At 37.1% G+C, this 24,954-nt stretch carries 21 protein-coding genes and 2 tRNA genes; 17 read left to right on the forward strand and 6 right to left on the reverse strand.

What is annotated here, in order from left to right; translation table 11 throughout:
- Positions 1-162: 162 nt before the first annotated feature.
- Both SKC36_RS02790 and SKC36_RS02795 read left to right on the forward strand, forming a co-directional pair.
- Complete coding sequence (locus SKC36_RS02790; RefSeq protein WP_459453010.1) at positions 163-906, forward strand: hypothetical protein; 744 nt, start codon at positions 163-165, stop codon at positions 904-906.
- Positions 907-925: 19 nt separating this feature from the next.
- The gene (locus SKC36_RS02795; protein ID WP_459453011.1) at positions 926-1,723 is read left to right on the forward strand and encodes a hypothetical protein; all 798 of its coding nucleotides are present in this window, start codon (positions 926-928) and stop codon (positions 1,721-1,723) included.
- Between the two features lie 134 nt (positions 1,724-1,857).
- Here SKC36_RS02795 and SKC36_RS02800 read toward each other — a convergent pair.
- Positions 1,858-1,930, reverse strand: a tRNA-Lys gene (locus tag SKC36_RS02800).
- Between the two features lie 134 nt (positions 1,931-2,064).
- Between SKC36_RS02800 and SKC36_RS02805 the strand changes: the two genes are divergently transcribed.
- Positions 2,065-2,802 (forward strand): hypothetical protein, encoded by a 738-nt coding sequence (locus SKC36_RS02805; RefSeq protein ID WP_459453012.1) that lies wholly within the window; start codon positions 2,065-2,067, stop codon positions 2,800-2,802.
- Here the strand turns inward: SKC36_RS02805 and holA are convergent.
- Positions 2,799-3,848: a DNA polymerase III subunit delta gene (gene holA / locus SKC36_RS02810; protein ID WP_459453013.1), complete on the reverse strand. Its 1,050-nt coding sequence runs from the start codon at positions 3,846-3,848 to the stop codon at positions 2,799-2,801. The two genes, SKC36_RS02805 and holA, sit on opposite strands and share 4 nt — an antisense overlap.
- Positions 3,849-3,969: 121 nt before the next feature.
- On the opposite strand from holA, the gene SKC36_RS02815 reads away from it, so the two are divergent.
- Positions 3,970-4,485, forward strand: coding sequence for an FKBP-type peptidyl-prolyl cis-trans isomerase (locus SKC36_RS02815; RefSeq protein ID WP_459453014.1), 516 nt, complete (start codon positions 3,970-3,972; stop codon positions 4,483-4,485).
- Between the two features lie 94 nt (positions 4,486-4,579).
- Here the strand turns inward: SKC36_RS02815 and SKC36_RS02820 are convergent, their stop codons facing one another.
- Positions 4,580-5,047, reverse strand: a complete 468-nt coding sequence (locus SKC36_RS02820; RefSeq protein ID WP_459453015.1) for a deoxycytidylate deaminase — start codon at positions 5,045-5,047, stop codon at positions 4,580-4,582.
- 405 nt (positions 5,048-5,452) lie between these two features.
- On the opposite strand from SKC36_RS02820, the gene SKC36_RS02825 reads away from it, so the two are divergent.
- Positions 5,453-5,737: a GIY-YIG nuclease family protein gene (locus tag SKC36_RS02825; protein WP_459464452.1), complete on the forward strand. Its 285-nt coding sequence runs from the start codon at positions 5,453-5,455 to the stop codon at positions 5,735-5,737.
- 394 nt (positions 5,738-6,131) lie between these two features.
- Here SKC36_RS02825 and SKC36_RS02830 read toward each other — a convergent pair.
- Positions 6,132-6,205: transfer RNA gene (locus SKC36_RS02830), tRNA-Met, on the reverse strand.
- A 162-nt stretch (positions 6,206-6,367) separates the two neighbouring features.
- Between SKC36_RS02830 and SKC36_RS02835 the strand changes: the two genes are divergently transcribed.
- The 6 genes from SKC36_RS02835 to menD all read left to right on the forward strand — a co-directional run bounded on the left by SKC36_RS02835 (position 6,368) and on the right by menD (position 13,484).
- Entirely contained in the window at positions 6,368-6,760 is a 393-nt protein-coding gene (locus SKC36_RS02835; protein WP_459453017.1) for an START-like domain-containing protein, read from the forward strand.
- 2 nt (positions 6,761-6,762) lie between these two features.
- Positions 6,763-8,223, forward strand: coding sequence for an LptF/LptG family permease (locus tag SKC36_RS02840; RefSeq protein WP_459453018.1), 1,461 nt, complete (start codon positions 6,763-6,765; stop codon positions 8,221-8,223).
- Positions 8,224-8,300: 77 nt separating this feature from the next.
- Positions 8,301-8,576: a 30S ribosomal protein S15 gene (rpsO, locus tag SKC36_RS02845; RefSeq protein ID WP_109323137.1), complete on the forward strand. Its 276-nt coding sequence runs from the start codon at positions 8,301-8,303 to the stop codon at positions 8,574-8,576.
- Between the two features lie 117 nt (positions 8,577-8,693).
- Positions 8,694-10,841, forward strand: coding sequence for a polyribonucleotide nucleotidyltransferase (gene pnp, locus SKC36_RS02850; RefSeq protein ID WP_459464454.1), 2,148 nt, complete (start codon positions 8,694-8,696; stop codon positions 10,839-10,841).
- A 57-nt stretch (positions 10,842-10,898) separates the two neighbouring features.
- Complete coding sequence (locus SKC36_RS02855) at positions 10,899-11,762, forward strand: sigma-70 family RNA polymerase sigma factor (protein WP_109323139.1); 864 nt, start codon at positions 10,899-10,901, stop codon at positions 11,760-11,762.
- 33 nt (positions 11,763-11,795) lie between these two features.
- On the forward strand, positions 11,796-13,484 hold the full coding sequence (gene menD, locus SKC36_RS02860) for a 2-succinyl-5-enolpyruvyl-6-hydroxy-3-cyclohexene-1-carboxylic-acid synthase (protein WP_459464456.1): 1,689 nt from the start codon (positions 11,796-11,798) through the stop codon (positions 13,482-13,484).
- On the opposite strand, the gene SKC36_RS02865 is transcribed toward menD, so the two are convergent.
- Positions 13,470-14,225: a tetratricopeptide repeat protein gene (locus SKC36_RS02865; protein ID WP_459464458.1), complete on the reverse strand. Its 756-nt coding sequence runs from the start codon at positions 14,223-14,225 to the stop codon at positions 13,470-13,472. The two genes, menD and SKC36_RS02865, sit on opposite strands and share 15 nt — an antisense overlap.
- 90 nt (positions 14,226-14,315) lie before the next feature.
- On the opposite strand from SKC36_RS02865, the gene SKC36_RS02870 reads away from it, so the two are divergent.
- Positions 14,316-14,756 (forward strand): peptidylprolyl isomerase, encoded by a 441-nt coding sequence (locus tag SKC36_RS02870; protein ID WP_459453022.1) that lies wholly within the window; start codon positions 14,316-14,318, stop codon positions 14,754-14,756.
- A 236-nt stretch (positions 14,757-14,992) separates the two neighbouring features.
- On the opposite strand, the gene SKC36_RS02875 is transcribed toward SKC36_RS02870, so the two are convergent.
- Positions 14,993-16,792 (reverse strand): M61 family metallopeptidase, encoded by a 1,800-nt coding sequence (locus SKC36_RS02875; protein WP_459464460.1) that lies wholly within the window; start codon positions 16,790-16,792, stop codon positions 14,993-14,995.
- A gap of 182 nt (positions 16,793-16,974) precedes the next feature.
- Here SKC36_RS02875 and SKC36_RS02880 point away from each other — a divergent pair, with 182 nt between their 5' ends.
- Genes SKC36_RS02880 through SKC36_RS02900 form a run of 5 tightly spaced genes read left to right on the forward strand, consistent with a single transcriptional unit; the run spans position 16,975 to position 24,952 of the window.
- Complete coding sequence (locus tag SKC36_RS02880) at positions 16,975-19,998, forward strand: tetratricopeptide repeat protein (RefSeq protein WP_459464462.1); 3,024 nt, start codon at positions 16,975-16,977, stop codon at positions 19,996-19,998.
- A gap of 6 nt (positions 19,999-20,004) precedes the next feature.
- Positions 20,005-21,702, forward strand: a complete 1,698-nt coding sequence (locus SKC36_RS02885; protein WP_459464464.1) for a TonB-dependent receptor — start codon at positions 20,005-20,007, stop codon at positions 21,700-21,702.
- A 1-nt stretch (position 21,703) separates the two neighbouring features.
- Complete coding sequence (locus SKC36_RS02890; RefSeq protein ID WP_459464466.1) at positions 21,704-22,747, forward strand: HU domain-containing protein; 1,044 nt, start codon at positions 21,704-21,706, stop codon at positions 22,745-22,747.
- A gap of 4 nt (positions 22,748-22,751) precedes the next feature.
- Positions 22,752-23,645 (forward strand): energy transducer TonB, encoded by an 894-nt coding sequence (locus SKC36_RS02895; RefSeq protein WP_459464468.1) that lies wholly within the window; start codon positions 22,752-22,754, stop codon positions 23,643-23,645.
- 17 nt (positions 23,646-23,662) lie between these two features.
- Complete coding sequence (locus tag SKC36_RS02900; RefSeq protein WP_459464470.1) at positions 23,663-24,952, forward strand: bifunctional folylpolyglutamate synthase/dihydrofolate synthase; 1,290 nt, start codon at positions 23,663-23,665, stop codon at positions 24,950-24,952.
- Positions 24,953-24,954 lie beyond the last annotated feature (2 nt).

Consider the following 24,954-nt stretch of genomic DNA (forward strand, 5'->3'; position numbering starts at 1 on the left):
AGGTTTGGAATAAAATGGGTGAATGACCCATCATGAACCCGTATTTGATCGAAATACGGACAAATTGTATCATTTTTTGGACAAATGAAAGCCTAATTCTGTCCCATTGGGAGCAGGTAGCATACTAATATTGTGAACACAAGTTTCAATAAATATACTACTATGAAAAAAATCATTCTTTTATTAATGGGCATTACATGGGCAAGCAGTTTCATGTTGGCACAAGAAGCCCCAAACACCTATTTAATTTTAAATGAAAATAAGGTGACGGATTTAAATGTGTATAAAAAGAACTATCCGATACTTAGAAATTGGTGGTTAAAAACCACTGGGCAATTGGTCAGTAATCGTGCTTCTCATTCTTCAGAAATGGGTAAAATTTACAGTTTAATTTTTATTTCGGGAGAAAAAAATCTGGGTGACTATGCCAGTCAGCGGATTAGTCTTTCCAAAAAAGTAATAGATGAGCTTCCTGAGGCTACTAAATCATTGAGAGAAAATGAAGCAGAGCCTGTTAGTAGATCCACTTGGGTTCAAGTTAAGAACAATACCATGCTTGTTCCAGATTTCAAGATTGAAAATTATGACTTTAGAAAGGTATTACTCTTTACCGTACCATCGGCTAAAATAACTGAATTTAAATCTACCATAGAGGAGGTCCTAAAGGAAGAAAAAGCAGCTGGATTTAATTATAACTACATCACTTATCAAGCTATTGAGGGATATTCCAACAATACCTTTATGTTATTGCTTCCTGATCGTTCTAGATTGGATTATTATACCCATCAAACTTCTAGAAATGAAACGAGAAAGGGAAATCAAAAGATGACAGAATTAAATCAAAAAGCTGCTAAGTTCAGAAATCCCATTCGTATTGATTATTTAACCCGCATTCCCAACAATTAAAAAACATATCTATTTAACTATGAAAAAAATATTTTTTCTAAGCTTCTCCATTTTGGTGATGATCAGTGTGAGTACTCAACTACAAGCGCAAGGAAAAACCGTTTATGCCAACATCGCATTTCACAAATTAAAACCTGGACATAGCTTAGAAGAAGCCATGAACTTGGAAAAAAGGTGGAAAACCATTCATCTTATTAGAAAAGAAATGGGCTTTATTGATGAATGGGCTGCATTTCCTATAGTAAACGGTTATAAGACAGCCAGTGTCGATTATGACTATATTTCTGTCAATGTTAGCTCTGATTTGAATAAAATCACTCAGTATCCTATGGATAAGTACCAGGAATTAGTTAAAAAAGATCCCAGCTTTGCGAACATTTTAGCTGAAACAGAGAAGGTACAATCGGTATCCAATAATATGCTAATCAAATTATTGGAGGGTACTGGAAGTTCGAATGATTTGAACTCCATTATCATGTTAGAAACGATGAAAACTACAGTTTCAAACTACTTTAATTATGTCAATTTCGAAAAGCAAATGAAAAGCGTTCACCAAGATCGAATCAAGGCAGGGGAGATACAAGAATGGAGCTTTTGGCAAACCATAGTACCCATAGCGGATGATTCACGTGGTCAATTTTATGCCTTCACGTATTACAAGGATCTAGCTCATTTGGATGCCGGTGGAAATAATTTTATTCAATCTGCTCAAAAGCGATTGCAATTAAATTCAGATCAACTCTTAAAAAAGATAGATCAGTTGAGGCACATAAATCAAATGGTCCTTTTTCAATATGCCGTTGGTACCTGGAATTAAGTTTTTTAGTTTGATTAGATTATTTAATGAGAGCCCGAAAGGGCTTTCATTTTTTTCAGATCATTGTCACGAATATCCTGAAATGAAAAAAGCCTCTAAACGATTGATTTAGAGGCTTTTAATTTTACTAGAAGTGATCCCGCTGGGATTCGAACCCAGGACCCATACATTAAAAGTGTATTGCTCTACCAACTGAGCTACGGAATCATCAAGCTTACGCTTGTATATCAATTGACCCACTCTGGAGTCGAAAGGAAGTTTAGCCACTGGCCAACTTCAGTTTGCAAAAGCAGAACATTTTCCCCTTATTGCGGTGCAAAACTAGTACGGTTTTTCGAATTATGCAAGTGTACCATCTAAATAAAATTATATTTTTTGTACTTTTTTCTTTTGGCATTTGGCAACCTGCTTATAGCCAAATAGATAGAAATCAATTAGCCTTAGCAGATTCTCTATTTAAATCCAATCGATTATTGGAGGCGGAAAAAATTTATTTACCATTCGCTGATGCTCAGCGAAGTGAAAATGAAAGTATCCGCCTAAAATTAGCTTATATCGCTAAAGCCAAAAACGATTGGCTACAAGAATTATATTATTTATCCAGCCTGCAAGCAGAACAGGATAGACCTGCTATCGCTAAAAGGCTCCAAGAAATAGGGGATAGGCAGTCGCTATCTGGTTTTCAAATCAATCTCATGGATCAATTTCTGTGGATTTACTTTACCTATTTTCCTTACCTAATGGGATTTTTATTTGCCTTGGCTTTTTATGTGGTTGGAATTCTCAGCTTTAAAAAAGTCAAAAAAATGAAAATCAAAGCCTATAGCTTGTATTACCTAGGTTTTTATTTATTGTTTTTGGTATGGTTTGCTAATTTTCCATCTTTACTTAAATATGGGATAATCACCAAGGAAAAGGCATATTTGAGAGATTTTGCCTCCTCAGCAGCACCGGTCAAACAAATGCTAAAAAAAGGAAATAGAATCGTCCATTGGCAAAAAAAGGACATCTGGGTAAACTGCTATTTCGAGGGACAGCTAGGCTTTGTTAAAGCGGATGATTATTTACCTATCAATTAAAGGTTAAATATCTCAAAACTAAGGTCCAAAATTATTTCTCTTTCCTTATCACTGTTGCCAATAACTCCTTTCACGCGTAAATCAGCATCTTTAATAGCTTCTATGATGCGAACGACCTTGCCAAGTGGGTAATTGCGTTTTGCCATAATATAATCCTTTACAAAATAAGGATTGACACCTATGGCGCTAGCCATTTCTCCGTCAGAAATTGATCCTAAATCATGAACTTGCAGAACCTTGGAGAAAAAATTAAATAACATGATTAGCATAGGTGCAGCCGGATTTTGCTTGGTATTCTCAGCAAAATAAAAAGCTATTTTCTGTCCCTTTTCGGCATTTCGCTGAACGATGGCTTTTTGATATTCGAAATAGTTATACTCTCGACTAATCCCAATAAACTTTTCAACTTCGTCTAAACCAATTTCTTTGCCCTGTGGTACATTGACGATTAGTTTATCCGCCTCATGGGCCATTCGTTTTAAATCAGTTCCAACAAAAGAAACCATTAAGTCCTGTGCATTGGCCTGAATATGTAAGGAATGTGATCCTAAATAATCCTTTAACCAAATTCCCAATCGGTCTTCACTGATCTTTTTGGAAGCCACTACAACTCCCTTTTTATCCAAGGGCGACAAAATTTTTGATTTATCCGTCAGTAAAGTTTTAAGAGTAAAAACAAGGATAGTAGACTCCGTAGGTCTTTCGCAATAATCTACCCATGCTTTCCAATCCGAATTCCCTTTTTCCTTGGCATCTGTTTTCCCTTTTACCATGGCTTCTAAAAATACCGCTTCCTTAACAATGATGACTTGTTTGTCAGACATCATGGGAAATCTACGAGCATAGGATATTACTTCACCCAAGCTTTGATCCTTTCCATACATCACAAATTGATTAAAGCTTTGTTGATCTGGACTCAACACCTTATTTTCAAAAGCATCAACTACCTGGTCTATGAAAAATGGCTCATCCCCGTGAATCAAATAAATCGGTGCCAATTTTTGTTGTTTGATGTCTTTTAATACGTCTTGAGCACTTTTTTGCATGGAAAAATAGAATTTATAACGAAATACAAAGCTAATCAAAAGCTTCTGTTCCAAAAATAATAATCAAAGTGCAACAAGCTTTACAAATTAATCCCGTAGGTTTGCTGCAAAATAGAACAATATGCAGATTAAACCGAACTCCGTAGTATTCATTTCATATCAATTATCCTTCCCAAATGAAGAAGGCCAACCAGAAGTGGTAGAGATTGTCGATGAAAATGAACCTATGGTATTTATTCATGGATTGAGTGGCTTACCAGAAGCTTTTGAAGCAAATTTAAATGGCTTGTCCGCCAATGATACCTTTGATTTCACCATTCAAGCAGAGGACGCCTATGGTGTGGTGGACCCGAACGCCATTATTGATTTACCAAAATCGATCTTTCAAATTGAAGGACAGGATACCAGCGATATGTTAAAGGTTGGAAATTTCATTCCAATGACCGACGACCAAGGAAACCGAATGCAGGGTATGGTAGTACAAGTAGGTCCAGAAACTGTAACTATGGATTTCAACCATCCTTTGGCAGAAAAAGATTTAATGTTCAATGGAAAGGTAATCAAGGTTCGCGAAGCAACAGCTGAAGAAATTGCTCATGGCCACGTTCATGGTGAGGGTGGGGTGCATCATCATTAATTATAAATGAAGAATGTAGAATGTAGAATTGCAATAGTATCCAAAATTCATTCTACATTCTTCATTCTACATACTACTTTCCAAATATTTCACCCTATTTTAGGTCCATTTCAGCGTAAGCCTCAACTTCCACGCCAAATTTGCGTAAGAAATCCACTCCCTCATCAGATGGAAGCCCTTTATAGGCTGCATAGGAATTTAGGTAAATTACGCGTTTAATTTTCATGCTGTAAATAATCCTTGCACATGATATACAAGGGGAGAGGGTCACATAAATGGTCGAACCCTCTACATCTGCCCCATTTTTAGAGGCATATAAAATGGCATTTTGTTCTGCATGCAAAGCCAAGGAGCAAGATCCTTTAGAATCTCTGGGACATCCTTCTTCTCCAAATTCATCATCGCAATTATGTGTTCCAGCTGGAGGACCATTGTATCCAATGGAAATAATACGAGTTTCTTTGGTCAGCACGCAACCTACTTGAGCACGCGTGCAATGTGATCTCAAAGCTAAATTTTGAGCTAATTCCATGAAAATCGCATCGAATGGAGGTTTATTCATACAGGTTAAAGAAACATTGAGATAAAATCAGGGAACAAATATCCGATTTATTTTTCAAATGAGGTAATGCAGGTGGCTTCGAGAACCTCAGCCACCTAATGTTTTAATGCATTCTACACCACAAAAATCTTTCTGAAGGTGTAAAGTTAAGGTTAAACAGGCGCCTGAGGCTCTCGAAGGCGCCGAAGAATCAAATTCAAAAAAGGTGGCTTCGAGGACCTCAGCCAACTTCAGTTGTAATAGTCATCCATAGTACACCAGATGGCGCCTGAGGCTCTCGAAGGCGCCTGAGGTGTCGGGAAGGTACTTACAACTAATTGATAATTTAATAAAGCCCCAGAAATTTAACCACAAGAAAAATTAAATTAGACACAAAAACCTAACCACATTTTTATGATTGGATATATGTATATATTAAGATGTAGCGATGATAGTTTTTATTGCGGAAGTACAAAAAATCTTGAAAAACGACTCAAAAAACATCAAATGGGTAGAGGGGCAAACCATACAAAAAATAGATTACCAGTAACTTTAATCTATTTTGAAATATTCCCCCGAATTGATTTGGCTTTTAATCGTGAAAAACAAGTTCAAAGGTGGAGAAGAGAGAAAAAAGAAGCTTTAATTAATGGTAATGTTTATTTGTTACCCAAACTATCGAAGGCATATCGAGAATTAGATAAATTATAAATCTAGATATTAGAAGAAATAATAAATTCATCAACAGGCGCCTGAGGCTCTCGAAGGCGCCGAAGAATCAAATTCAAAAAAGGTGGCTTCGATAACCTCAGCCATCTTTTGTTTTAATGCATTCTAAACAACAAAAATCTTTCTGAGCGTAAAAGTTAAGGTTAAACAGGCGCCTGAGGCTCTCGAAGGCGCCGAAGAAACAAATTCATAAAAGGTGGCTTCGAGCACCTCAGCCACCTTTTTTTTTAGAGCATTCCATACCACAAAAATCTTTCAGAGCGTAAAAGTTAAGGTTAAAAAGGCGCCTGAGGCTCTCGACAGCGCCACCTCTTCCAAAAACCACCACAAAAAAAAAGACAAACCCTTAAGTTTGTCTTCTAATTTACATGAAAAGTAGCGGGGAGCAGAATCGAACTGCCGACCTTTGGGTTATGAATCCAACGCTCTAACCATCTGAGCTACCCCGCCAAATTGCGTTGCAAAGGTAGCAGAAAGCGATTACAGTCACAAATAAATTCTTAATATTGATTAATTTTGTGGCAGATTTGGGATTTAGCTTAGAAATAATACCTTTGCTAAAGAGGACTAGAATTTTGTCAGTAAAGCCTAATCCATTAATAATTACATAATATGCCAGCAAACAATTTTGAGTTTGAATACGAGGTAAAAGCCTCTCCAAAAGTACTTTATCCATATTTAAGTACCGCTTCAGGACTACAACAATGGTTTGCCGACAAGGTTACCGTACCTAATGCCAGTACCTTTCATTTTTATTGGGATGACGAAAATCATCCTGCAACTTTAGTTCAGAGTAAATTGAATAAATTCGTACGATTCGAGTTTTTCAATACCAAAGATGATTCATCCAAAGGATTTATTGAACTGAAATTAGATGTAAGCGAACTTTCCAATACGACCTATTTAAAAGTAAGTGATAGTGCATCAACTTTCAAGTCGGACGATGATGCTGCCGAACTTTGGGATTATCTTTGCGATAAATTAAAAGAAATCGTAGGAAGCTAATTATGCGTAAAATAGATAAACTAGTCCTCAATGCCTTTTGGGGACCATTTGTTCTTACTTTCCTTATTGTCATTTTTATTTTCCTCTTACGATTGGTTCTCTTTTACTTTGCCGACCTGTTTGGAAAAGACCTAGGGGCCACCGTTTACGTCGAATTATTCTTTTATTTCTCACTCATTACCGTACCGCTTGCCATGCCCTTATCCATTTTGTTATCCTCACTGATGACATTTGGAAAATTAGGAGAGAATTTCGAATTGACTGCCCTAAAAAGTGCCGGTATTTCCATATTTCGTATTTTTAGGCCCATTTTTGTCACGACCCTGGTTATCTGCGTTTTCATGTTTTGGTTTGTCAATGTGGCATTACCCTGGGCCAACTTAAAAGGGTGGAGCTTGTTGTATGACATTAAAACTACCAAGACAACCCTCAACATAAAAGAAGGGATTTTCTACAATGACCTTCCCGGTTATTCCATCAAAGTGGCAAAAAAATTTCCGGATAATAAAACCTTAAAGTCACTCATCATTTATGACCATACAGGTAATGATGGAAACAGACATGTTACCGTAGCGGATTCTGCCCAAATGTATACCATATTAGACCGGAAATATTTGATTTTCGAACTATTCAATGGCAAAGATTACATAGAAGATGCCGACCGAGGCCCAGGAAATGACCTTTCCGAATTAGCCATACATAGTTTCAAACGTAGTAAAATAGTCATGTCACTGGCTGGATTTGATTTACAAAAAACCGAAGAAAACCAGTTTGCACACCACCAAATCATGCGAAATAACAACCAGTTGGCCGATGATGCCGACTCTTTGTCAAAAAACATTCGCAATATGAGAAAAGGATTCACCTTGGCTTCCAGCGTTTATTATGTTTATTTCAGAAAACCCGTAGGTGCCTCTTTAAGAAGCATGAATTTCAACACGAAATGGATAGGTCCCAAAATAGCCGAAAAAATTAAAATTAATAAGGACTATCGGCCTATGGAGGAAATGGCTAGACAAGAAGTTCAGAATTTAATTGCCTTTGGACAAACAAATGAAGTCAATTTAAACGAACGAGTAACCGAACTGAAAAAGACAGATTTAGAATGGCACCACAAGTTCACCAATTCCCTTGCTGTTTTGGTCATGTTTTTAATTGGAGCTCCTTTGGGTGCGATTATTAAAAAAGGTGGTTTCGGTATTCCAGTGGTAGTAGCCGTTTCATTCTTTATTCTAATGTATATTTTAACCCAACAAGGCGACAAAATGGCGAAAGAAGGGAAGGTGCTAGTCGAAATTGGTGCATGGATCTCTAACGGCATTTTAGCCCTAATTGGAGCTTATTTCTTACAAATTGCACTGAAAGACTCCCGACTATTTGAATCCGACTTTTATAAAATTCTTTGGGATCGAATAAAAACCTATTGGAACAATCGTAAGAACAAAGTTTCCACCCAAGCATAAGCAGGTATATTTGGAATTTCTCATTAAAATTCCTACTTTTGCAAATTAATTTTTCACAATTTAAAAACTGGTAAAAGATGTATTTGTCACCCGAGAAAAAACAAGAAATTTTTGAATCTAAAGGGAAAGCAAAGTCAAAAATCGATACTGGTTCTGCTGAATCGCAAATTGCGTTATTTACATTCAGAATCAATCATTTGACGGAGCACCTAAAGAAAAACAAAAAAGATCACAGCACTCGCTTAGGTCTTTTGAAATTAGTTGGTAAGCGTCGTCGTTTACTTGATTACTTAACTCGTACGGATATTACACGTTATCGTGCAATCATCGCTGAATTAGGTATTCGTAAATAAGATTAATGGCAGGGTTTCATTTCATGAAGCCCTGCTTTATTCATTGCGGTACAGTTTGAATCATCAAACAAACATCTTTATTCTACGCATAGGGCGTAGCAATTTATTCAAAAACGTATGTCATTCAACATTATTACAAAACATATTTCAATGCCTGACGGCAAGGAAATCCAAATCGAAACTGGCAAATTAGCCAAGCAAGCCGATGGAGCCGTTGTTGTCAAATCAGGAAATATGATGTTGTTAGCTACAGTAGTAGCCAACAAAGAGGCCAAAGAAGGAGTGGATTTCCTTCCATTATCTGTCGATTATCAAGAAAAATTTGCGTCGAACGGACGTATCCCTGGATCTTTCCTTAAAAGAGAGGCTCGCCTTTCTGATTATGAAATTCTAATCTCGCGTTTGGTGGACCGCGCTTTGCGTCCCACATTCCCAGATGACTATCATGCTGACGTGCAAGTTTTAATTAATTTGATTTCAGCTGACTCAGAAGTTTTACCTGATGCTTTTGTAGGTTTAGCTGCAGCGGCGGCATTGGCGGTATCCGATATCCCTTTCAATGGACCAATATCCGAAGTTCGCATTGCTAAAATCAATGGGGAATATAAAGTAAATCCTACCGTAAGTGAATTAGCCGGTGCCAGCCTAGAATTAATCGTGGCTGCCAACGAAAATGATATTTTAATGGTGGAAGGTGAAGGTGACGAAGTTTCTGAAATAGAAATGTTAGAAGCTTTGAAAATCGCTCACGAAGCTATAAAATTACAATGTGCTGCTTTAAAAGAATTAACTGTTGCGACAGATAAGACTGAAAAGCGTGCTTATTCACATGAAACACACGACGAAGAACTACGTGCTGAATTGTGGAAAAACTATTACGATAAATATTTGGCAGTAGCTAAGCAAGCTAATCCTAAAAAGGACGAGCGTAAAGCCGCTTTCAAAGCCATCGTTGACGAATATGTTGCTTCTTTACCGGAAGATCATACCGTGAACCTTTCATTGGCAAAACATTATTTCCACGATATCGAAAAAGAAGCTGCTCGTCAATTAGTATTGCAAGAGCGCTACCGTTTGGATGGACGTAAATTGAACGAAATTCGTCAAATTACTTGCGAAGTAGATTATTTACCTACTCCTCATGGTTCATCCGTGTTTACTCGTGGAGAAACTCAGTCATTAACTACCGTGACATTAGGAACTAAGATGGATGAGCAAATCATCGATCAACCTATGACACAAGGTTATAATAAGTTTATGCTGCATTATAACTTTCCAGGTTTCTCAACAGGGGAGGTAAAACCGAATCGTGGCGTAGGTCGTCGTGAAGTTGGTCATGGTAACTTAGCCATGCGTGCCATCAAGAAAGTTCTTCCTAAAATGGAAGATTTCCCTTATACCTTGCGTATTGTATCGGATATCTTAGAATCTAACGGTTCTTCGTCTATGGCCACAGTTTGCGCAGGTACCTTAGCTTTGATGGATGCAGGTGTAAAAATCAAAGCACCGGTTTCTGGAATTGCCATGGGTTTAATCTCCGACCCTAAAACAGGTAAATATGCCGTTCTTTCTGATATTTTAGGTGATGAAGATCACTTAGGTGATATGGACTTTAAAGTTACTGGTACAGAAAACGGTATCACGGCTTGTCAAATGGACATCAAAGTTCAAGGACTTTCCTACGAAGTTTTAGTGGAAGCTTTATCTCAAGCTAAAGAAGGTCGTTTACACATCTTGAATGAGATGAAAAAAGCGATTCCACAGGTAAGAGAAGATTTCAAGCCTCAAACTCCTCGTGCTACTGTTATCAAAATCATGAAAGACCAAATTGGTGCGGTAATCGGACCAGGCGGTAAAGTGGTTCAAGATATCCAAAAGCAATCAGGAGCTACCGTAACCATCGAAGAAAAAGAAGATGGTGGTTATGTAAGTGTATTCTCAGCGAATGGTGCAGCCATGGATCACGCGGTTAGAATGATCAAGGGTATAGTAACTATTCCAGAAGTGGGAGAAGTTTATGATGGTAAAGTAAAAAACATTCAAGCATTTGGTGCTTTTGTGGAATTTTTACCAGGAAAAGATGGTTTACTTCATATCTCTGAAATATCTTGGGATCGCATCGAAACCATGGATGGCGTTTTCAAAGAAGGAGACAAAGTGAAAGTAAAATTGGTAGAAGTAGACAAGAAAACAGGAAAATTCCGTTTATCTGCTAAAGTGTTATTACCAAAACCAGAACGTAGCTCAGAAAATTCTGACAACTAATATGTTATTTCATGGGTTATATGTTTTTATAACCCATTCATTCTTTTGTAAGCCCCTATGAGACAGCTAAAAATTAGCAAACAGATTACCAACAGGGAGAGTCAATCACTCGACAAATACCTTCAAGAAATTGGCAAGGTGGATTTGTTGACCCCAGACGAGGAAGTAATTCTCGCTCAAAAAATTAGAGATGGGGACCAATTATCCTTAGAACGTCTCACGAAAGCCAATTTACGTTTCGTCGTATCCGTAGCAAAACAATATCAAAACCAAGGACTTAGCTTAGGTGATTTAATCAACGAAGGTAATCTAGGTTTGATTAAAGCAGCGCAACGTTTTGATGAAACTCGTGGTTTTAAATTTATTTCTTATGCCGTATGGTGGATTCGTCAATCCATCTTACAAGCTTTAGCAGAACAATCTAGAATTGTTCGTTTACCCTTGAACCGTGTAGGTTCTTTGAATAAAATTTCAAAAACCTTTTCTGAGTTAGAACAAAAATTCGAACGTGAACCTTCTCCGGAAGAATTAGCCGAAGTTTTGGAAATCTCTACCGGTGAGGTAGTGGATACATTAAAGATCTCTGGACGTCACGTATCCATGGATGCACCTTTCGTGCAAGGAGAAGAAAATTCCTTATTAGATGTATTAGAAAATGACTCAGAAGACAAACCTGATTCGGGTTTGATCAATGATTCACTACGTAGAGAAGTTCAACGTGCTCTTTCAACTTTAACACAGCGTGAAGCCGATGTGGTAACTTTGTATTTTGGTTTGAATGGAGAACATGCTATGACCTTAGAAGAAATTGGAGAAAAATTCAATTTGACTCGTGAACGAGTAAGACAAATCAAAGAAAAAGCGATTCGTCGTTTACGTCACACTTCGAGAAGTAAAGCACTGAAAACATATCTTGGATAATTTAAAAAGCCTCTCACGAGGCTTTTTTTACCTATGGCCTTCCCCTCTGGACTTGTAGAACTAATCGAAACCTTTAGCCAGCATGGTGTAAATCAGGCTGTTATTTGTCCTGGATCTAGGAATGCACCCATCATGCTGGCGATAAGTCGACATGCAGCTATTCAATCCTTTTCCATCAGTGATGAACGCTCGGCTGGATTTTTTGCTCTCGGTTTAGCACTTAAATCTCATAAGCCAGTAATTCTTTGTTGTACCTCTGGTTCCGCTGCTTTAAATATGGCTCCTGCCATCGCAGAGGCTTATTTTCAGGAAGTACCATTGATAATTCTAACGGCAGACCGACCGCAAGAATGGATTGGACAGTGGGATGGGCAGACCATATATCAGGAACGAATATTTGGAGCTCATGCCAAACAATATTTTTCCTATTCAACTCGTTCACATGAATCTTCAGATGAACTTTGGCATAGAAATAGAATAGCCAATGACGCATTTTGGTCAGCCTTTTCTGTACCACAGGGGCCGGTACAGATCAATATTCCTATCCAAGAGCCCTTTTATCCGGAAAAAGGAGCAGCCTTAGCTCAAGCAAAACCAATCAGAAAAATCCAAAGATGGTCTGCTAAAAAATCCTTGGATATCAACATTAAAACATTTATTCAAAGGAATGTCAGTGCTTCCAATAAGATCCTAATCACGGTAGGACAAATGGCCTTGAACAAACAAATTCAAGACCTCATGGATGAATTGATGAAAAAAGGAATACCTGTTTTGGCTGATTCAATTGCCAATTTATCAGAAGTTGCCCTGGATAGCCATGATTTGATTCTAGCAAATTCGCAAAACTGGGAAATCCTACAGCCCGATCTTCATATTCACTTAGGTAAAAGTTTTGTTACCAAAAGAATCAAGCAATTTTTAAGAGCCAATTCTGAAAAGCAGGAATGGCAAATAAATCCTCATGCTCAGGCTCTTGTAGCTGATCCATTCAAAGGTTTACAACATCTGATAGAAGTGGATAAAATTGATTTTTTAAAGGAATTAGTCCAACTGAACATCCCAAATCAACAGCAATCATATTTTCAAGCTTGGAAAAATGCCGATGAAATGGTTTCAACCCAGCAAGTACAATCTACTTCTGGATGGAATGAATTACATATATTTCAGCAAATAGCTCCATTTCTTCCAAAAAGTAAGGCTGAAATTCATGTAGCTAATTCGCTATCTGTCAGATATTTAAATTGGATTAAATTCGTGCCAAAAGGCATTGAGGTTTTTGCTAATCGGGGAACATCTGGAATTGATGGTTGTTTGAGTACAGCCTTGGGTGCTGCACAAAGTAATTCCAATCTCGTGATTTCCATTATTGGTGATGTGGCATTTCATTACGATAAAAATGCATTCTGGAATTCCTATTTACCCAATAATTGGAGAATTATACTAATGAATAACCGTGGGGGAGGTATTTTTAGAAATTTGGATGGAGCTAAAGATTTACCTGAATTGGAAGAATTCATGGAAACTCAACAAGTTTTTCATGCAGAAAACGTAGCAAAGGATGCTGGAATAAATTATATCAGCGTTAAAAATGAAAATGAATTAGTTCACGCTCTAAAAAACTTCTTTCAAGAGTCCGACCGCGCAAAATTGATGGAAATCGAAACTAATTCAAGCATCAATGCTGCTGCTTTGGCACAATACATGGCCTTATTTAAGGGCTAATTCCTTATTAATTTTAGCTAAGTTTTTCAAAAATAGTTCATTGTTAGGTTCTATCTCTAGAGCTTTACGAACCCATTTTTCAGCTAATTTCCATTGCCTTCTTTCTATCTCCAAGTACCCTAAATTATTGTAAATCAAATGCTTATACTTTCCTTTAAGCAAGGCATGTTGAAATGCTTTTTCAGCTAAATCCAATTCACCCATGGTTTGTAATACCACTCCTTTATTGATCAATGCTTCCACCAAATTGCTATCTAACTGAATCGCTTTTTCATACGAAGCTAAGGCTTGGTTATTAGATTCCTTTTCAAAGAAAATATCTCCCTGCAAACGGTGGCAGGCTGAGGAATCAGGAAACAACTTAACTAATTTTTGTACCTCAAGCTCGGCTTCATCCAATCGCTTCATATTTTGAAGCATTTCAACCTTTTTAAATAATGCCGGACCAAATTTCGCATCTAATTCAACAGCCTCGGAGAAGTCGGTTAAAGCTTCCTCATTTTTTTCCAATTGCTCATAAATCAAGCCACGATTATAATACGCATCCGAAAAGTCCTTTTTCTTCAAAATCGCTTCGCTATACCATTTAATCGCCTCAAAATATTCCTTTTCTTTAAATTTTTGATTTCCTCGTAAAAAGAATTGAGTAGCTTCTTTTTTTTCCTTTTCAGAATCACAAGCTAATAGCCCCATAAAGAAGAGCATGCAAAAAATGGGACTAAGTCGTTTGATAGAAGACATGTGATGTTTTTAGTTTAGGCAATAAAAAGAATTCAATTTAAATAATTCAATTTTCATTCGCATCTTTGTGCCTCAAATTTAAATGAAATTATGGCATACGCAGAAATGTTGACCGATAAAGGGTTGATGAAAATTAAATTTTATGAGGAAGATGCTCCCATCCACGTGAAAAACTTCATTGATTTATCCAATAAAGGATTTTATGATGGAGTAACATTTCACCGAGTAATTGCTGATTTTGTGATTCAAGGAGGAGATCCAACAGGTACTGGTGCTGGTGGCCCAGGATATACTATTCCCTGTGAATTAACGGGTAACAATCAATTTCATGATCGTGGAGTTTTGTCGATGGCACACCGAGGACCAAATACAGGTGGTTCCCAATTCTTTATCTGTCATTCTAGAAACAATACAGCACATTTAGACCGCAAACACACATGTTTTGGTAAGGTGGTAGAAGGTTTAGAAGTGATTGATTTAATCCGCGAAGGAGATAAAATACAAAGTATTAAAATCGTAGAAGAGGCTTAGTATATGCATTTCATCAAAGAAATTCCCCACGAATCCATGCGAATTTCCTTGTTTGAATGGAACTCCAAATACATTTTAAAATTTGAAGCCCCTAATTTGGAACAAAGCTACAAATTTTCAGTCTTGGACTTTTCCTCTCAAAAAGAAATAGAGGAGCTGGCATCCAGCTCCTCCTTTCAAAATTTCGTCTTAAATAATTTCCATTCCATGTATGCCGAAATGGGCAAACATACGCTTTAGTTAATTTTACCCAACCATTTAGCACGTAAAGAATTTTGACCCTCGGTCAATTGATTCATCGTAGTCAGTTTAAAAGCAGCCATGCTTGATTGTCCAACTGGAACAGCAAAGGTTCTTTCTAATCCATCTCGACGAACCGTAAATAATAAGGTATCACCTATTTTTTTGTCTTTCAAAGATTTTTCAATGCTTTCAAAGGTTTCTGTATTGACTTTTAAAACTTCATCGCCCACATTTAAACCATAATCATAAGCTGTACTTCCTTTTAAAACACTTGTGATTTTACCTGCGGTTACGCTAAAACCTAAAAAAGGAATGGATTTTCCCACATTGGAGTCCGCCCAATCGTATCCAACCTCCTTAAATAATTGGGCATACTCGGGAGTTTTTGTTCCGTATACCCATTGTTCAAAAATCGTTTTTGCTGAAGTTCCAGCCACTTTTGAAAAAGCATTTTCTAATTCAGCATCCGTAAATCCTCGCTGTAATTTGACATAATAATTTTGGTATAAATAACGGAACACATCATCTAAATTGGCCTTTCCTTGACTCTGCTTAATCACCCAAAGGTTCAAGACTGTTCCCAAAACCGATCCTTTAGAATAATATGAAACAGTGGAATTACGGCTATTTTCATTAGGACGGTAATACTTAATCCAAGCATCCCAAGAAGCAGAGGCTGCAGATTCCACTTTGTTTCCTGGTGTATTTTCAACCGAAGAAATCTCATCAGCCACCGATTTCAAATAAGCATCCGTAGTCGATTGCCCTGAACGTTGTAAAATTAATGCTCCATAATAGGAAGTCATTCCCTCAGACAACCATAAATTATGGGTATAATTCTCATTTTCATAATCAAAAGGCCCTAGGGCTTTAGGACGAATGCGTTTCACATTCCATAAATGAAAATATTCATGTGATAATAAGCCAAGAATTCCGTGATATCCATTTTCCGTTTCGTAAGCAGTTCTTGACACTTGACATGTGGTAGAGTATAAATGCTCCAAACCACCCGTACCTCTTTGTAAATTGTGTATGATGAATAAATAATGATCACATGGATGTACACCTATGACGCGTGCCGCTTCTTCACACATTTTCTTTACATCGGCAATAAATTTAGTCGTGTCTACTTTGGCTTGACCATAAAATGCAATCTGATGAGGAATATTACCCACTTTAAATTGGAATACTTGATGATTACCAATTTCGATCGGAGAATCAATCAATTCATCTAAATTCTTAGCTTCAAAAGTATTCGGAGCTGTCTGCTTCATGGCAGTAGAAATTCGATGAAAGGATTTATGCGGGTTAATTTGAAGCCCCTGAGCTTGTTGAGCTAACTCATTCACATAAAGTAGAACAGAAGCAAGATTGATATAGCCATGCGTATCATCTAGGAAAGAAGTACGTACAGATAACTCAAATGCGTATACGTCATAACTGATACTCACTTGTTTTTGACCCTTACTGATGGGTACACGCCAAGTATTTTTATTGATTTTATCAACAGGAATCAATTGTCCATTTTTAAGGGTAGTCAAAGATTCCACGTTGCGAGCAAATTCCCGAATCAAATAAGAACCAGGAGTCCATGCTGCCATCTTAAAATCAATATAGGATTTGTTCCAGTGGGCTTGGCTTAGATCGACAGTCGTTTTAACTTGAAAGTAATGCGTATGCGGGGATGCCATACTGATTTCATGTCGTATAGCAGGGGAGGCACCAAAGCCTAATAGGTTGATTCCCAATAAAAGTGTGACTAATAGCCAGGAATTTCTAGTAAATTTTGTCATGAATTTTTTAAAAATTAAACGTTGATCAGGTGTAGGCCATAAAGATAAGAAAATCGCCTTAATCAAACTAAAATTGGCCATTGTATCCCCAAATTAGCCTAAATAAATTGGGAGTTCGCTACAATTATTTGGAAGAAAAATCGTATTATTGTAGTAATTGAGAATGCTGTAATCTTCTACAAATGAGAAAACAAAACCGTACACTTTGCTGGATTCCAGCTATTTTATTTTTCTTGCTTTCTTGGTCGGCAGTGGCACAACAAACCTTAAGTTTTGGGGATCAGACACTACACTTCCGACAGGCCAAAGAATATTTTGATTCAAAAAACTATGTTGCGGCCAAAGAAGAATTTTCAGCCTATCTAGCAAGTTTAGAGCCACTTAATAATGAGCAAGCGGGTCAAAAAGTCTTAGCTGAGTATTATATGACCATGTGTACCTTGTACATGAGTCAGCCTGAAGCAGAAATTGTAGCCGATCGTTTTGTAGCCAATTATCCAGAGCATCCTCAAGCTGTTAAATTAATGCGAGGTATTGGTAGTTTCTTTTACGACAACGGTGATTATAAAAAAGCCATCAAATATTTAAGTAAGTCCTCTGAGACTAATCTAGAAGCTAAGTTCAAACTGGCCGTTTCTTATTATCAATTAAAGGAGCTTAGAGAAGCATTGCCGCTGTTCAATGAAATTAAAGCTGAACCAGAGGAAGAATTTGCTTTTGCTGCAGCCTATTATGCTGGGGTCATTAATTTTGGAGAAAAGCGGTACGGTGAGGCCAATACAGACTTTAAAAAAGCCGAAGGTTCGAGCCGTTTTAGAAAAGATATCCCCAATTGGATAGCCATGTGCTACTTCCATGAAGGGAAATTTAATGAATTATTGAATTATGCTGAACCAATTTTAAAACAGAAAAAGCCTGGGTATAATCTAGATGAACTTTCTCTTTTAGTGGCTGAGGTTCAGTTTAAGCTCGCATATTTTGAAAAAGCAGCCATCAGCTACAGCCTATACAAGAAACTTAATCCCACTAAAATTACTCCAGAGATTCAATACCGCTTTGGATACTCTTTGTACAAAACCAATAAATTCAACGAAGCCTCAGACGAGTTGAAAGCCTTGGCAGTCAAAAAAGATACTTTGGCTCAATATGCAGCTTTCACTTTAGGATTATCCCAATTGAAGTCAGGAAATCTAGAAGCTACTTTGCAGGCTTTTGGACAAGCTAAAGCCTTGGCATTCAATGCACAAATACAAGAAGAAGCCTATTTTAATCATGCCAAAGTGTTATTAGACTTAGGTAAGGCAAGTGAAACTATTTATGCGATTCAAGAATTCAATAAAAAATACCCTAAGAGTAAGTTTTTAGAGGAATCCACTGAATTGGTAGCTGATGCCTTTATCCATTCCAACAACATTCAGGCTGCTTTGGATTATTTAAAAGGTTTGGCCAATCGCAATTCAAAATTAAATGCCGCATATCAAACCTTGACTTATAATTTAGGTGTAAAGGCATACAATGAAAACAAATTTGATCAGGCATTGGAATTGTTTCAAACCTCCTCAGAAAATCCAGAAAGTGCTGACTTGAAATTTCAGGCCTTATTTGGGAAAGGAGAGGCTTTGTCTCGACAAAAGAAATATGAACAAGCCATTCAGGTTTATTCTCCCTTATTGATAGGTACTCCACCAGTTGCTAAGCCCAATGACTTTTTACAAAAGGTACGTATGGGATTGGCCTATGCCTATTTCAACACCAAAGATTTCAATAAAGCCAATGTTTTATTTAAGGCCTATGTTGATCGCTTGAAGTTAAGTCCGGATGCTAAAAATAATCCAACCATCTTAATACGATTGGCTGATACATATTTAGTGTCTAAAAAATATGATGAAGCCTTAACCTATTACAACCAAGCCATAGATTTGGCCAAAACAGAAAAGGATTATGCCTTGTATCAAAAAGGAGTAACCTTGACCTATTTGAACCGCGACAATGAAGCAAAAGCTAGTTTCAAACAACTAAGAACTTCATTCCCTAATTCAAAATATGTGGATGATGCTGCGTTCCAAGAAAATGTCATTTCATTTAATACCAATAAATACAAAGAGGCCATTGTTGGTTTTAGCGATTTGATTGAGAACAATCCGAAAAGTCCATATTTTACCCAAGCCTTACTTAAACGTGCACAATCTTATGCCAATACCAATCAGCATGAATTGTCTATCGTTGATTACAAGCGAATCATCCAGGAGTTCCCAACAGATAAAACGGCTAAAGATGCCTTGGTGGGGCTTCAAGAGGAATTAAATGAAGTAGGTAGGCCAGAGGACTTCGGTCAATTATTAGGAAACTTTCAGAAAAACAGTCCGGATGAAGCTGAAAACGTGGATTTAGAATATCGCGCTGCCAAAGGGATATATTTAGGTGAAAAATACGATAAAGCCATTGCTCCATTGAAAGCCTTTATTGAGAAGTATCCCAATAATGAGAATTTAGTGGAAGCTACTTTTTTAATTGCCGATGCAGCTTATCGTACCAATAATAAACCAGAAGCTTTGATTTTCTACAAAAAGATGATTGAACAAAATGTTCATCCTCAAATTAATAAGGCCATTCAACGTAGCGCTGAAATGGAATTGGAAAATAAGAACTATTCTGCATCAGCCAATTGGTATCATGTGTTTAAGACAAAATACACAGGACCTAAAGACCAGATTTTAGCAAACAATGGCCTATTGACAACATTCCTAGCGGCCAATATGCTAGATTCTGCTGCTTATATAACCGATGAATTAATTCAGTCAAAAGATATCCTCGAGGAGGATAAAGCCAAATTGGCAGAAAAAATGGCAAATACTTTTGAGGCAGGGGGTGATGTAGTAAATCAAAGGAATTGGTTAGGCATAACCACCAATTTGGATAAAAATGATATAGGAGCTGCGGCCCAATTGAAACTAGCTTCGTTGTTATTCAAGGAATCTAAATTTAAAGAATCCAGTGAAATGATTTTAGATAAATTCAGAAATACTTATTCCGAAGCTTCTGACGCTATTTTGGGTAAAGCTTATATTTTATTGGCAGATAATTTCATAGCATTGAAAAATATACCACAAGCGAGAGCCACTTTAAAATCCATCGTAGATAACTCCAGCGATGCCGAAGTAATACAAACTGCGAAAACTAAATTAGAAAGCTTACCCTTAAAATAAAATAAGATGAGATTCAATCGAACAGCTAAACAAGTACTATTCACTGCTACATTCGGACTCTGCTTAGGCACATTTGAGGGTTTTGCCCAAAAAAGAGAAGGCTCTATCCAGGATGAAGCCATCGAAGTAGAAAAGACTCGAAAAATAGAATTACAGCCTCAGGTATCTCGCGGCTTTGACCCATTGGAAGAAGCTCAAGATTTGCGCAAGGACCGTAAAATGAAATACGATTTAGTGGACAGGAAATGGGAGGGTACTCAATTACCCAAAATCAGCACCTCCGTAGTGGATCCCAGAGAAGGAGATGAGTTAACCTCTTCCTATGGGCCAAAATTCAAAAATGTATTTAAGGTAGGTGCCGGAAATTACGGACATACCTTAATGAATGCCCATTTCGGATTTACTCCAAATGAAAATTCTTTCCATGGATTATATGTAAACCACGACGCCAATCGTAGAGGACCCGTTGCAACGAGTTTTTCTGGTAGAAACGAAAATGAGATTAAGGTATATAGTAAAACTTTTACACCTTCTTATTTATTAAATGGATCAATAGGCTATAAAAGGGTAGAAGCAAATTGGTATGGAAGACCTGAAGAACAATTCAACAACATGGCCAATGGGACATTTGGGGTATATTATGACCGATTTAATTATGTAGGAAGCATTTCAAGTGCCAAAAAAGATGCAAAATTTGACTATATCGCCACGTCAGGTTTAACCATGATGTCTACTTCGCAAAATGAAAGAGAATGGATCTGGGATAGTAAAATTCAAACCGTATTAACCATCAATGATAACTTGTCGGCACATTTCTCCGGGGATATGACCATGAGCGAATATGCAAGTTTAGAAAATAACCGAAGAGAATTATATCGTGTAAAGCCAAGCTTTTTCTACAAGAATGACCGGGTATCCATTCACGCAGGTATCAATGTAGTTAATGAGAAAGATAAATTGCGAAGCCTAAATTCCACCAGTTTATTCCCTGTAGTTAAATTGGATTATAAAGCTGCCAATTTTATCCACTTTTTCGCAGGTTTAGGAGGAGATACTTATTTCAATACCCTAAGTCAAATGGTGGCACAAAATCCTTGGTTGAGAAATCGAATTGATTTAAGAAACACCCCTCAAACGGCCAATGTTTTTGGTGGATTTAAAGGATCCAATGAACGTAGTTTTGATTTTGAATTTAAATTCATGTATTCTGAGTTCAGTAATTTGTCCTTTTTTGTCCCTAGTTCAGCTGATAGTTCAAAATATGCTATTGTTTATGCTGGTGATTTGAAAAAGGCACAAGTGATGAACTTCTCCGGTCAATTTAATTACCAATTGAATGAGCGGTTTTTATCGGTATTGAAATACGATATCAATCAGTATGAAAATTTAGGTACTTTAGAAAAAGCCTATCACCGACCAGCGATGAATATCTCTTTCACCAATTCCATCACGTTTAAAGATAAAATCATCATTTCACCTGATGTATTTTATATGAACGGACTTTATGGTTTGAATCCTAGAACCAATACTGCAGTTGCCATGAAAGACATCATTGATTTGAATTTAAAAGTGAATTATTTAATCACTAAAAAGTTCAATGCAGCAGTGAGCGCTAATAATTTACTTGGAAAAAATTATGAAAGGTATTTATTTTACCCTTCACAAGGATTAAACTATACCGTAAGCGTAGCTTATTCATTCTAATATGACCCTTAATAACTCCATTGTCAACTTAATTGAAACCTTACTCTATGAGCATGACTGCATCATTATTCCCAATTTTGGGGGTTTTGTGGTCAATGTTAAAGATTTTGAATTCAATGCCAAGGAGGAAATCATTTACCCTAGAAAAAGATGGATTGCCTTTAATGAGCGACTTCGTTCAGATGATGGTATTTTGGCTACCGCTTGGGCAAAAAAGGAGGGAATCAGTCATAAAATTGCTTTTGACCAAATCAATCAATTCAGTAAATCATTGAAAGATTTGCTCATGTCAGAGCAACACATGGTTTTAAACAAGTTAGGGACATTCAGCCTAACAGCTGAATCTAAAATCGCGTTTACACCAAATCCTGATCAAAATTTCGATTTAAGTCAGTTTGGACTAATGCCCGTAGCTTTACCAAATTCGCCTAGTATTTCCAAGCCGGTTTTGATTGAAAACCCAATAGAAAAATCCATGTCTTTGCATGAAGAGATAAGCGAAGAGGAATTGGAGGAGATTCAAGAGGAATTAGCACCTAAAAGAATAAGTACCAAAGTCTACGTGTATGCATTACTAGCCTTTATATTGGGCGGTCTTAGTGCCTATTTTTTAACAGAACCCAATTCTCGTTATGTAAATAGTTCTTTAAGCCCCTTTAGTATTAAAATTAAAAAAGAAAAATCTGCTCCGGTTCCTACAGAAACAAAAGCCTTTGTTCCAACAGAAAAAGAGATTCCTGTTGATTCACTTGTAGATGCGCCATTGGAAGAACCTAAAAAAGCATTATCAGAAGGCCCTACGAAAGATGCAACTGAGAAAGTTTATTTAGTGGCTGCGAGTTTTTTAACTCAAGCCAAAGCCGAAATGGCCATTCAAGAATTAAAGTTGAAAGGTTTTGATCAAGCTGTAATATTACCTAAAGACGAAGACGCCATCCATTTTCGTGTCAGTATTGGTACAGAAGCCAGTATGGAAGCTGGATATAAAAAGGCAGCTGAATTAAAAAGCCAAAAGAAATTAGACATTTGGGTGTTTAAACCATAAGCATATGAATAGCGTTCTCGCACAGAAAGAACTTGAGAAAAAAAATCAGTTAAAAGCATTAGTAATCACCATTTTAATCAATGGAGGGCTATTGTTACTTTTCTGGACTTTAAATATTTGGTCAGGCGATGAGGTGAAAATGGAAATACCAGCTGGTGGTTTTGAAGTGAATTATGGTAATACGAATGAAGGGGGTGGGGATATTCAAACTCATAATCAAGCCAATGATTTACTCAATGAAGTTGAATCAAAACCTGCTGATAAAAAAGTAGAGCCTAAGAAGGAAATTGTTAAGACTACGCCTACCAAGGAGAGCCCCTTATTGAGTTCAACAGTAAAAAGTACCGTAAAAATTGCTGATAAACCAGCTGAAAAAACGGCCGTTCAACCTCCTAAGCCGGTTGTTGAGGAGCAACCTAAAATAGATGAATCCGCATTATTCAAAAAGAAATCAAGCAGTAATGGTACCCGAGGTACCAGTGATGCTGCTGGTGGAAATTCCAATGGAAATGATAAAGGTAAAATTGGTGACAAAGGTCAATTAGACGGAGATATTAATAATTCAGCCATTTATTCCGGACAAAAAGGAAAAGGTGGGGGCAGTGGTGGAGGAATTGGTGGTGGAAATGGAGTAGCCTTAAATATGACGGGCTGGGCATTAGCCTCTAGACCACAAGTCAATGACGATTCGGATGAATCTGGCATCATTCGTTTTTCTTTAAAAATTGATGAGAGTGGCAACATTATTTCCCTAAGAATCATTGAAAATACCTTATCGGCCTCGGTGGCTCAGAAATACAAAAGAGCCGTAGAAAAATTAAGTTTTAAACCAACCTCAGCTGGGGAGCGTCCTGAGGTTTCTACAGGAACCATTGTATTTAAAATCAATTCGAAATAATTCTTTTTCATCATCGAATGGATTATAAAGAAGTCATAGCTTTTTTATACAGCCAATTACCCGTATTTCATCGGGAAGGGAAAAAAGCTTTTAAACCTGGACTAGGGAATATACAGCAGCTTTGTGCCCGACTAGGAAATCCACAAGATTCATTCCCATCCTTGCATATTGCTGGAACCAATGGAAAAGGGAGCTCTTCTCATTTTATGGCTTCCATTTTACAGGAGCATGGCTATCGAGTAGGTCTTTATACTTCACCTCACCTCAAATCATTTACGGAAAGGATTAAAATAAATGGACAAAATGTCGCGGAAGATTGGGTGGTTGATTTTGTAGAAAAAAACATTCAGCTCATTCAAGATATCAAACCCTCATTTTTTGAATGGACTGTCTTGATGGCCTTTTCCTATTTTAAAGAACAACAGGTTGATTGGGCTATTATTGAAACTGGTCTTGGTGGACGATTGGATTCAACCAACATCATACAGCCTAAAGCTTGTTTTATCACCAATATCAGCTGGGATCACCAAGATATTTTGGGAGACCGGCTTGAATTAATTGCAGCAGAAAAAGCAGGGATCATTAAACAAGGCGTTCCCATTTGTATTTCAGAAAGACAATCATTTTCAGAAAATGTATTTCTAGAGAAGGCTAAGGAAATGAATTCCTCAATAGTTTTTGCTGAAGACCAAATTCAATGGACTGGCATTACTCATGAGCAAGATAAACTACGGCTAATTGGAAAATCTAAGCAGCAGGAGAAATTCGAAATTTTATCACCTTATGCAGGAGAATATCAAGTAAAAAACATTGCTGGTGTATTGGCCTGGTGTGAGCAAATTCAATCACAACATATCATTCCATTGGAATGGACAAAAATTATTCAAGGTATTGAAAAATCAAAAATCAATACCCAATTACACGGTCGATGGGAGCAAATTCAGAAAAATCCATGGATAGTGGCCGACACAGGACATAATGAAAGTGGAATAAGCCAATTATTAAGTCAAGTTGAGCGTCTCAATCAGGGTGATCTATGGATTATCTTAGGAATGGTGGCGGACAAAGATATTCACAAAGTTTTGAAATTATTTCCAAAGAAAGCTCATTATATTTTCTCCCAAGCACAAAATCCAAGGGCCCTTTCAGCTGAAAATTTACAAGAAATGGCACTAGAGCACGGATTAGTGGGTATATGTGAGAAGGATGTCAATAAGGCCATAGATTTGGCCAAAAATTCGACACAGAAAAATGATTTTATATTAATTACTGGCAGTACCTATTTGGTGGCTGAAATAAATGCGTAAGT

It is taken from the genome of Aquirufa sp. OSTEICH-129A (genome assembly GCF_054558355.1).

Excerpts from the sequence above, each read along its gene's own strand:
- SKC36_RS02825 (WP_459464452.1), top strand. The coding sequence starts at position 5,453 with ATGTATATATTAAGATGTAGCGATGATAGTTTTTATTGCGGAAGTACA.
- SKC36_RS02835 (WP_459453017.1), top strand. The coding sequence starts at position 6,368 with ATGCCAGCAAACAATTTTGAGTTTGAATACGAGGTAAAAGCCTCTCCA.
- SKC36_RS02865 (WP_459464458.1), bottom strand. The coding sequence starts at position 14,225 with ATGTCTTCTATCAAACGACTTAGTCCCATTTTTTGCATGCTCTTCTTT.
- SKC36_RS02840 (WP_459453018.1), top strand. The coding sequence starts at position 6,763 with ATGCGTAAAATAGATAAACTAGTCCTCAATGCCTTTTGGGGACCATTT.
- pnp (WP_459464454.1), top strand. The coding sequence starts at position 8,694 with ATGTCATTCAACATTATTACAAAACATATTTCAATGCCTGACGGCAAG.
- SKC36_RS02805 (WP_459453012.1), top strand. The coding sequence starts at position 2,065 with ATGCAAGTGTACCATCTAAATAAAATTATATTTTTTGTACTTTTTTCT.
- menD (WP_459464456.1), top strand. The coding sequence starts at position 11,796 with ATGGCCTTCCCCTCTGGACTTGTAGAACTAATCGAAACCTTTAGCCAG.
- rpsO (WP_109323137.1), top strand. The coding sequence starts at position 8,301 with ATGTATTTGTCACCCGAGAAAAAACAAGAAATTTTTGAATCTAAAGGG.
- SKC36_RS02790 (WP_459453010.1), top strand. The coding sequence starts at position 163 with ATGAAAAAAATCATTCTTTTATTAATGGGCATTACATGGGCAAGCAGT.
- SKC36_RS02820 (WP_459453015.1), bottom strand. The coding sequence starts at position 5,047 with ATGAATAAACCTCCATTCGATGCGATTTTCATGGAATTAGCTCAAAAT.
- holA (WP_459453013.1), bottom strand. The coding sequence starts at position 3,848 with ATGCAAAAAAGTGCTCAAGACGTATTAAAAGACATCAAACAACAAAAA.
- SKC36_RS02855 (WP_109323139.1), top strand. The coding sequence starts at position 10,899 with ATGAGACAGCTAAAAATTAGCAAACAGATTACCAACAGGGAGAGTCAA.
- SKC36_RS02815 (WP_459453014.1), top strand. The coding sequence starts at position 3,970 with ATGCAGATTAAACCGAACTCCGTAGTATTCATTTCATATCAATTATCC.
- SKC36_RS02900 (WP_459464470.1), top strand. The coding sequence starts at position 23,663 with ATGGATTATAAAGAAGTCATAGCTTTTTTATACAGCCAATTACCCGTA.
- SKC36_RS02795 (WP_459453011.1), top strand. The coding sequence starts at position 926 with ATGAAAAAAATATTTTTTCTAAGCTTCTCCATTTTGGTGATGATCAGT.
- SKC36_RS02875 (WP_459464460.1), bottom strand. The coding sequence starts at position 16,792 with ATGACAAAATTTACTAGAAATTCCTGGCTATTAGTCACACTTTTATTG.
- SKC36_RS02890 (WP_459464466.1), top strand. The coding sequence starts at position 21,704 with ATGACCCTTAATAACTCCATTGTCAACTTAATTGAAACCTTACTCTAT.
- SKC36_RS02895 (WP_459464468.1), top strand. The coding sequence starts at position 22,752 with ATGAATAGCGTTCTCGCACAGAAAGAACTTGAGAAAAAAAATCAGTTA.
- SKC36_RS02885 (WP_459464464.1), top strand. The coding sequence starts at position 20,005 with ATGAGATTCAATCGAACAGCTAAACAAGTACTATTCACTGCTACATTC.
- SKC36_RS02870 (WP_459453022.1), top strand. The coding sequence starts at position 14,316 with ATGGCATACGCAGAAATGTTGACCGATAAAGGGTTGATGAAAATTAAA.
- SKC36_RS02880 (WP_459464462.1), top strand. The coding sequence starts at position 16,975 with ATGAGAAAACAAAACCGTACACTTTGCTGGATTCCAGCTATTTTATTT.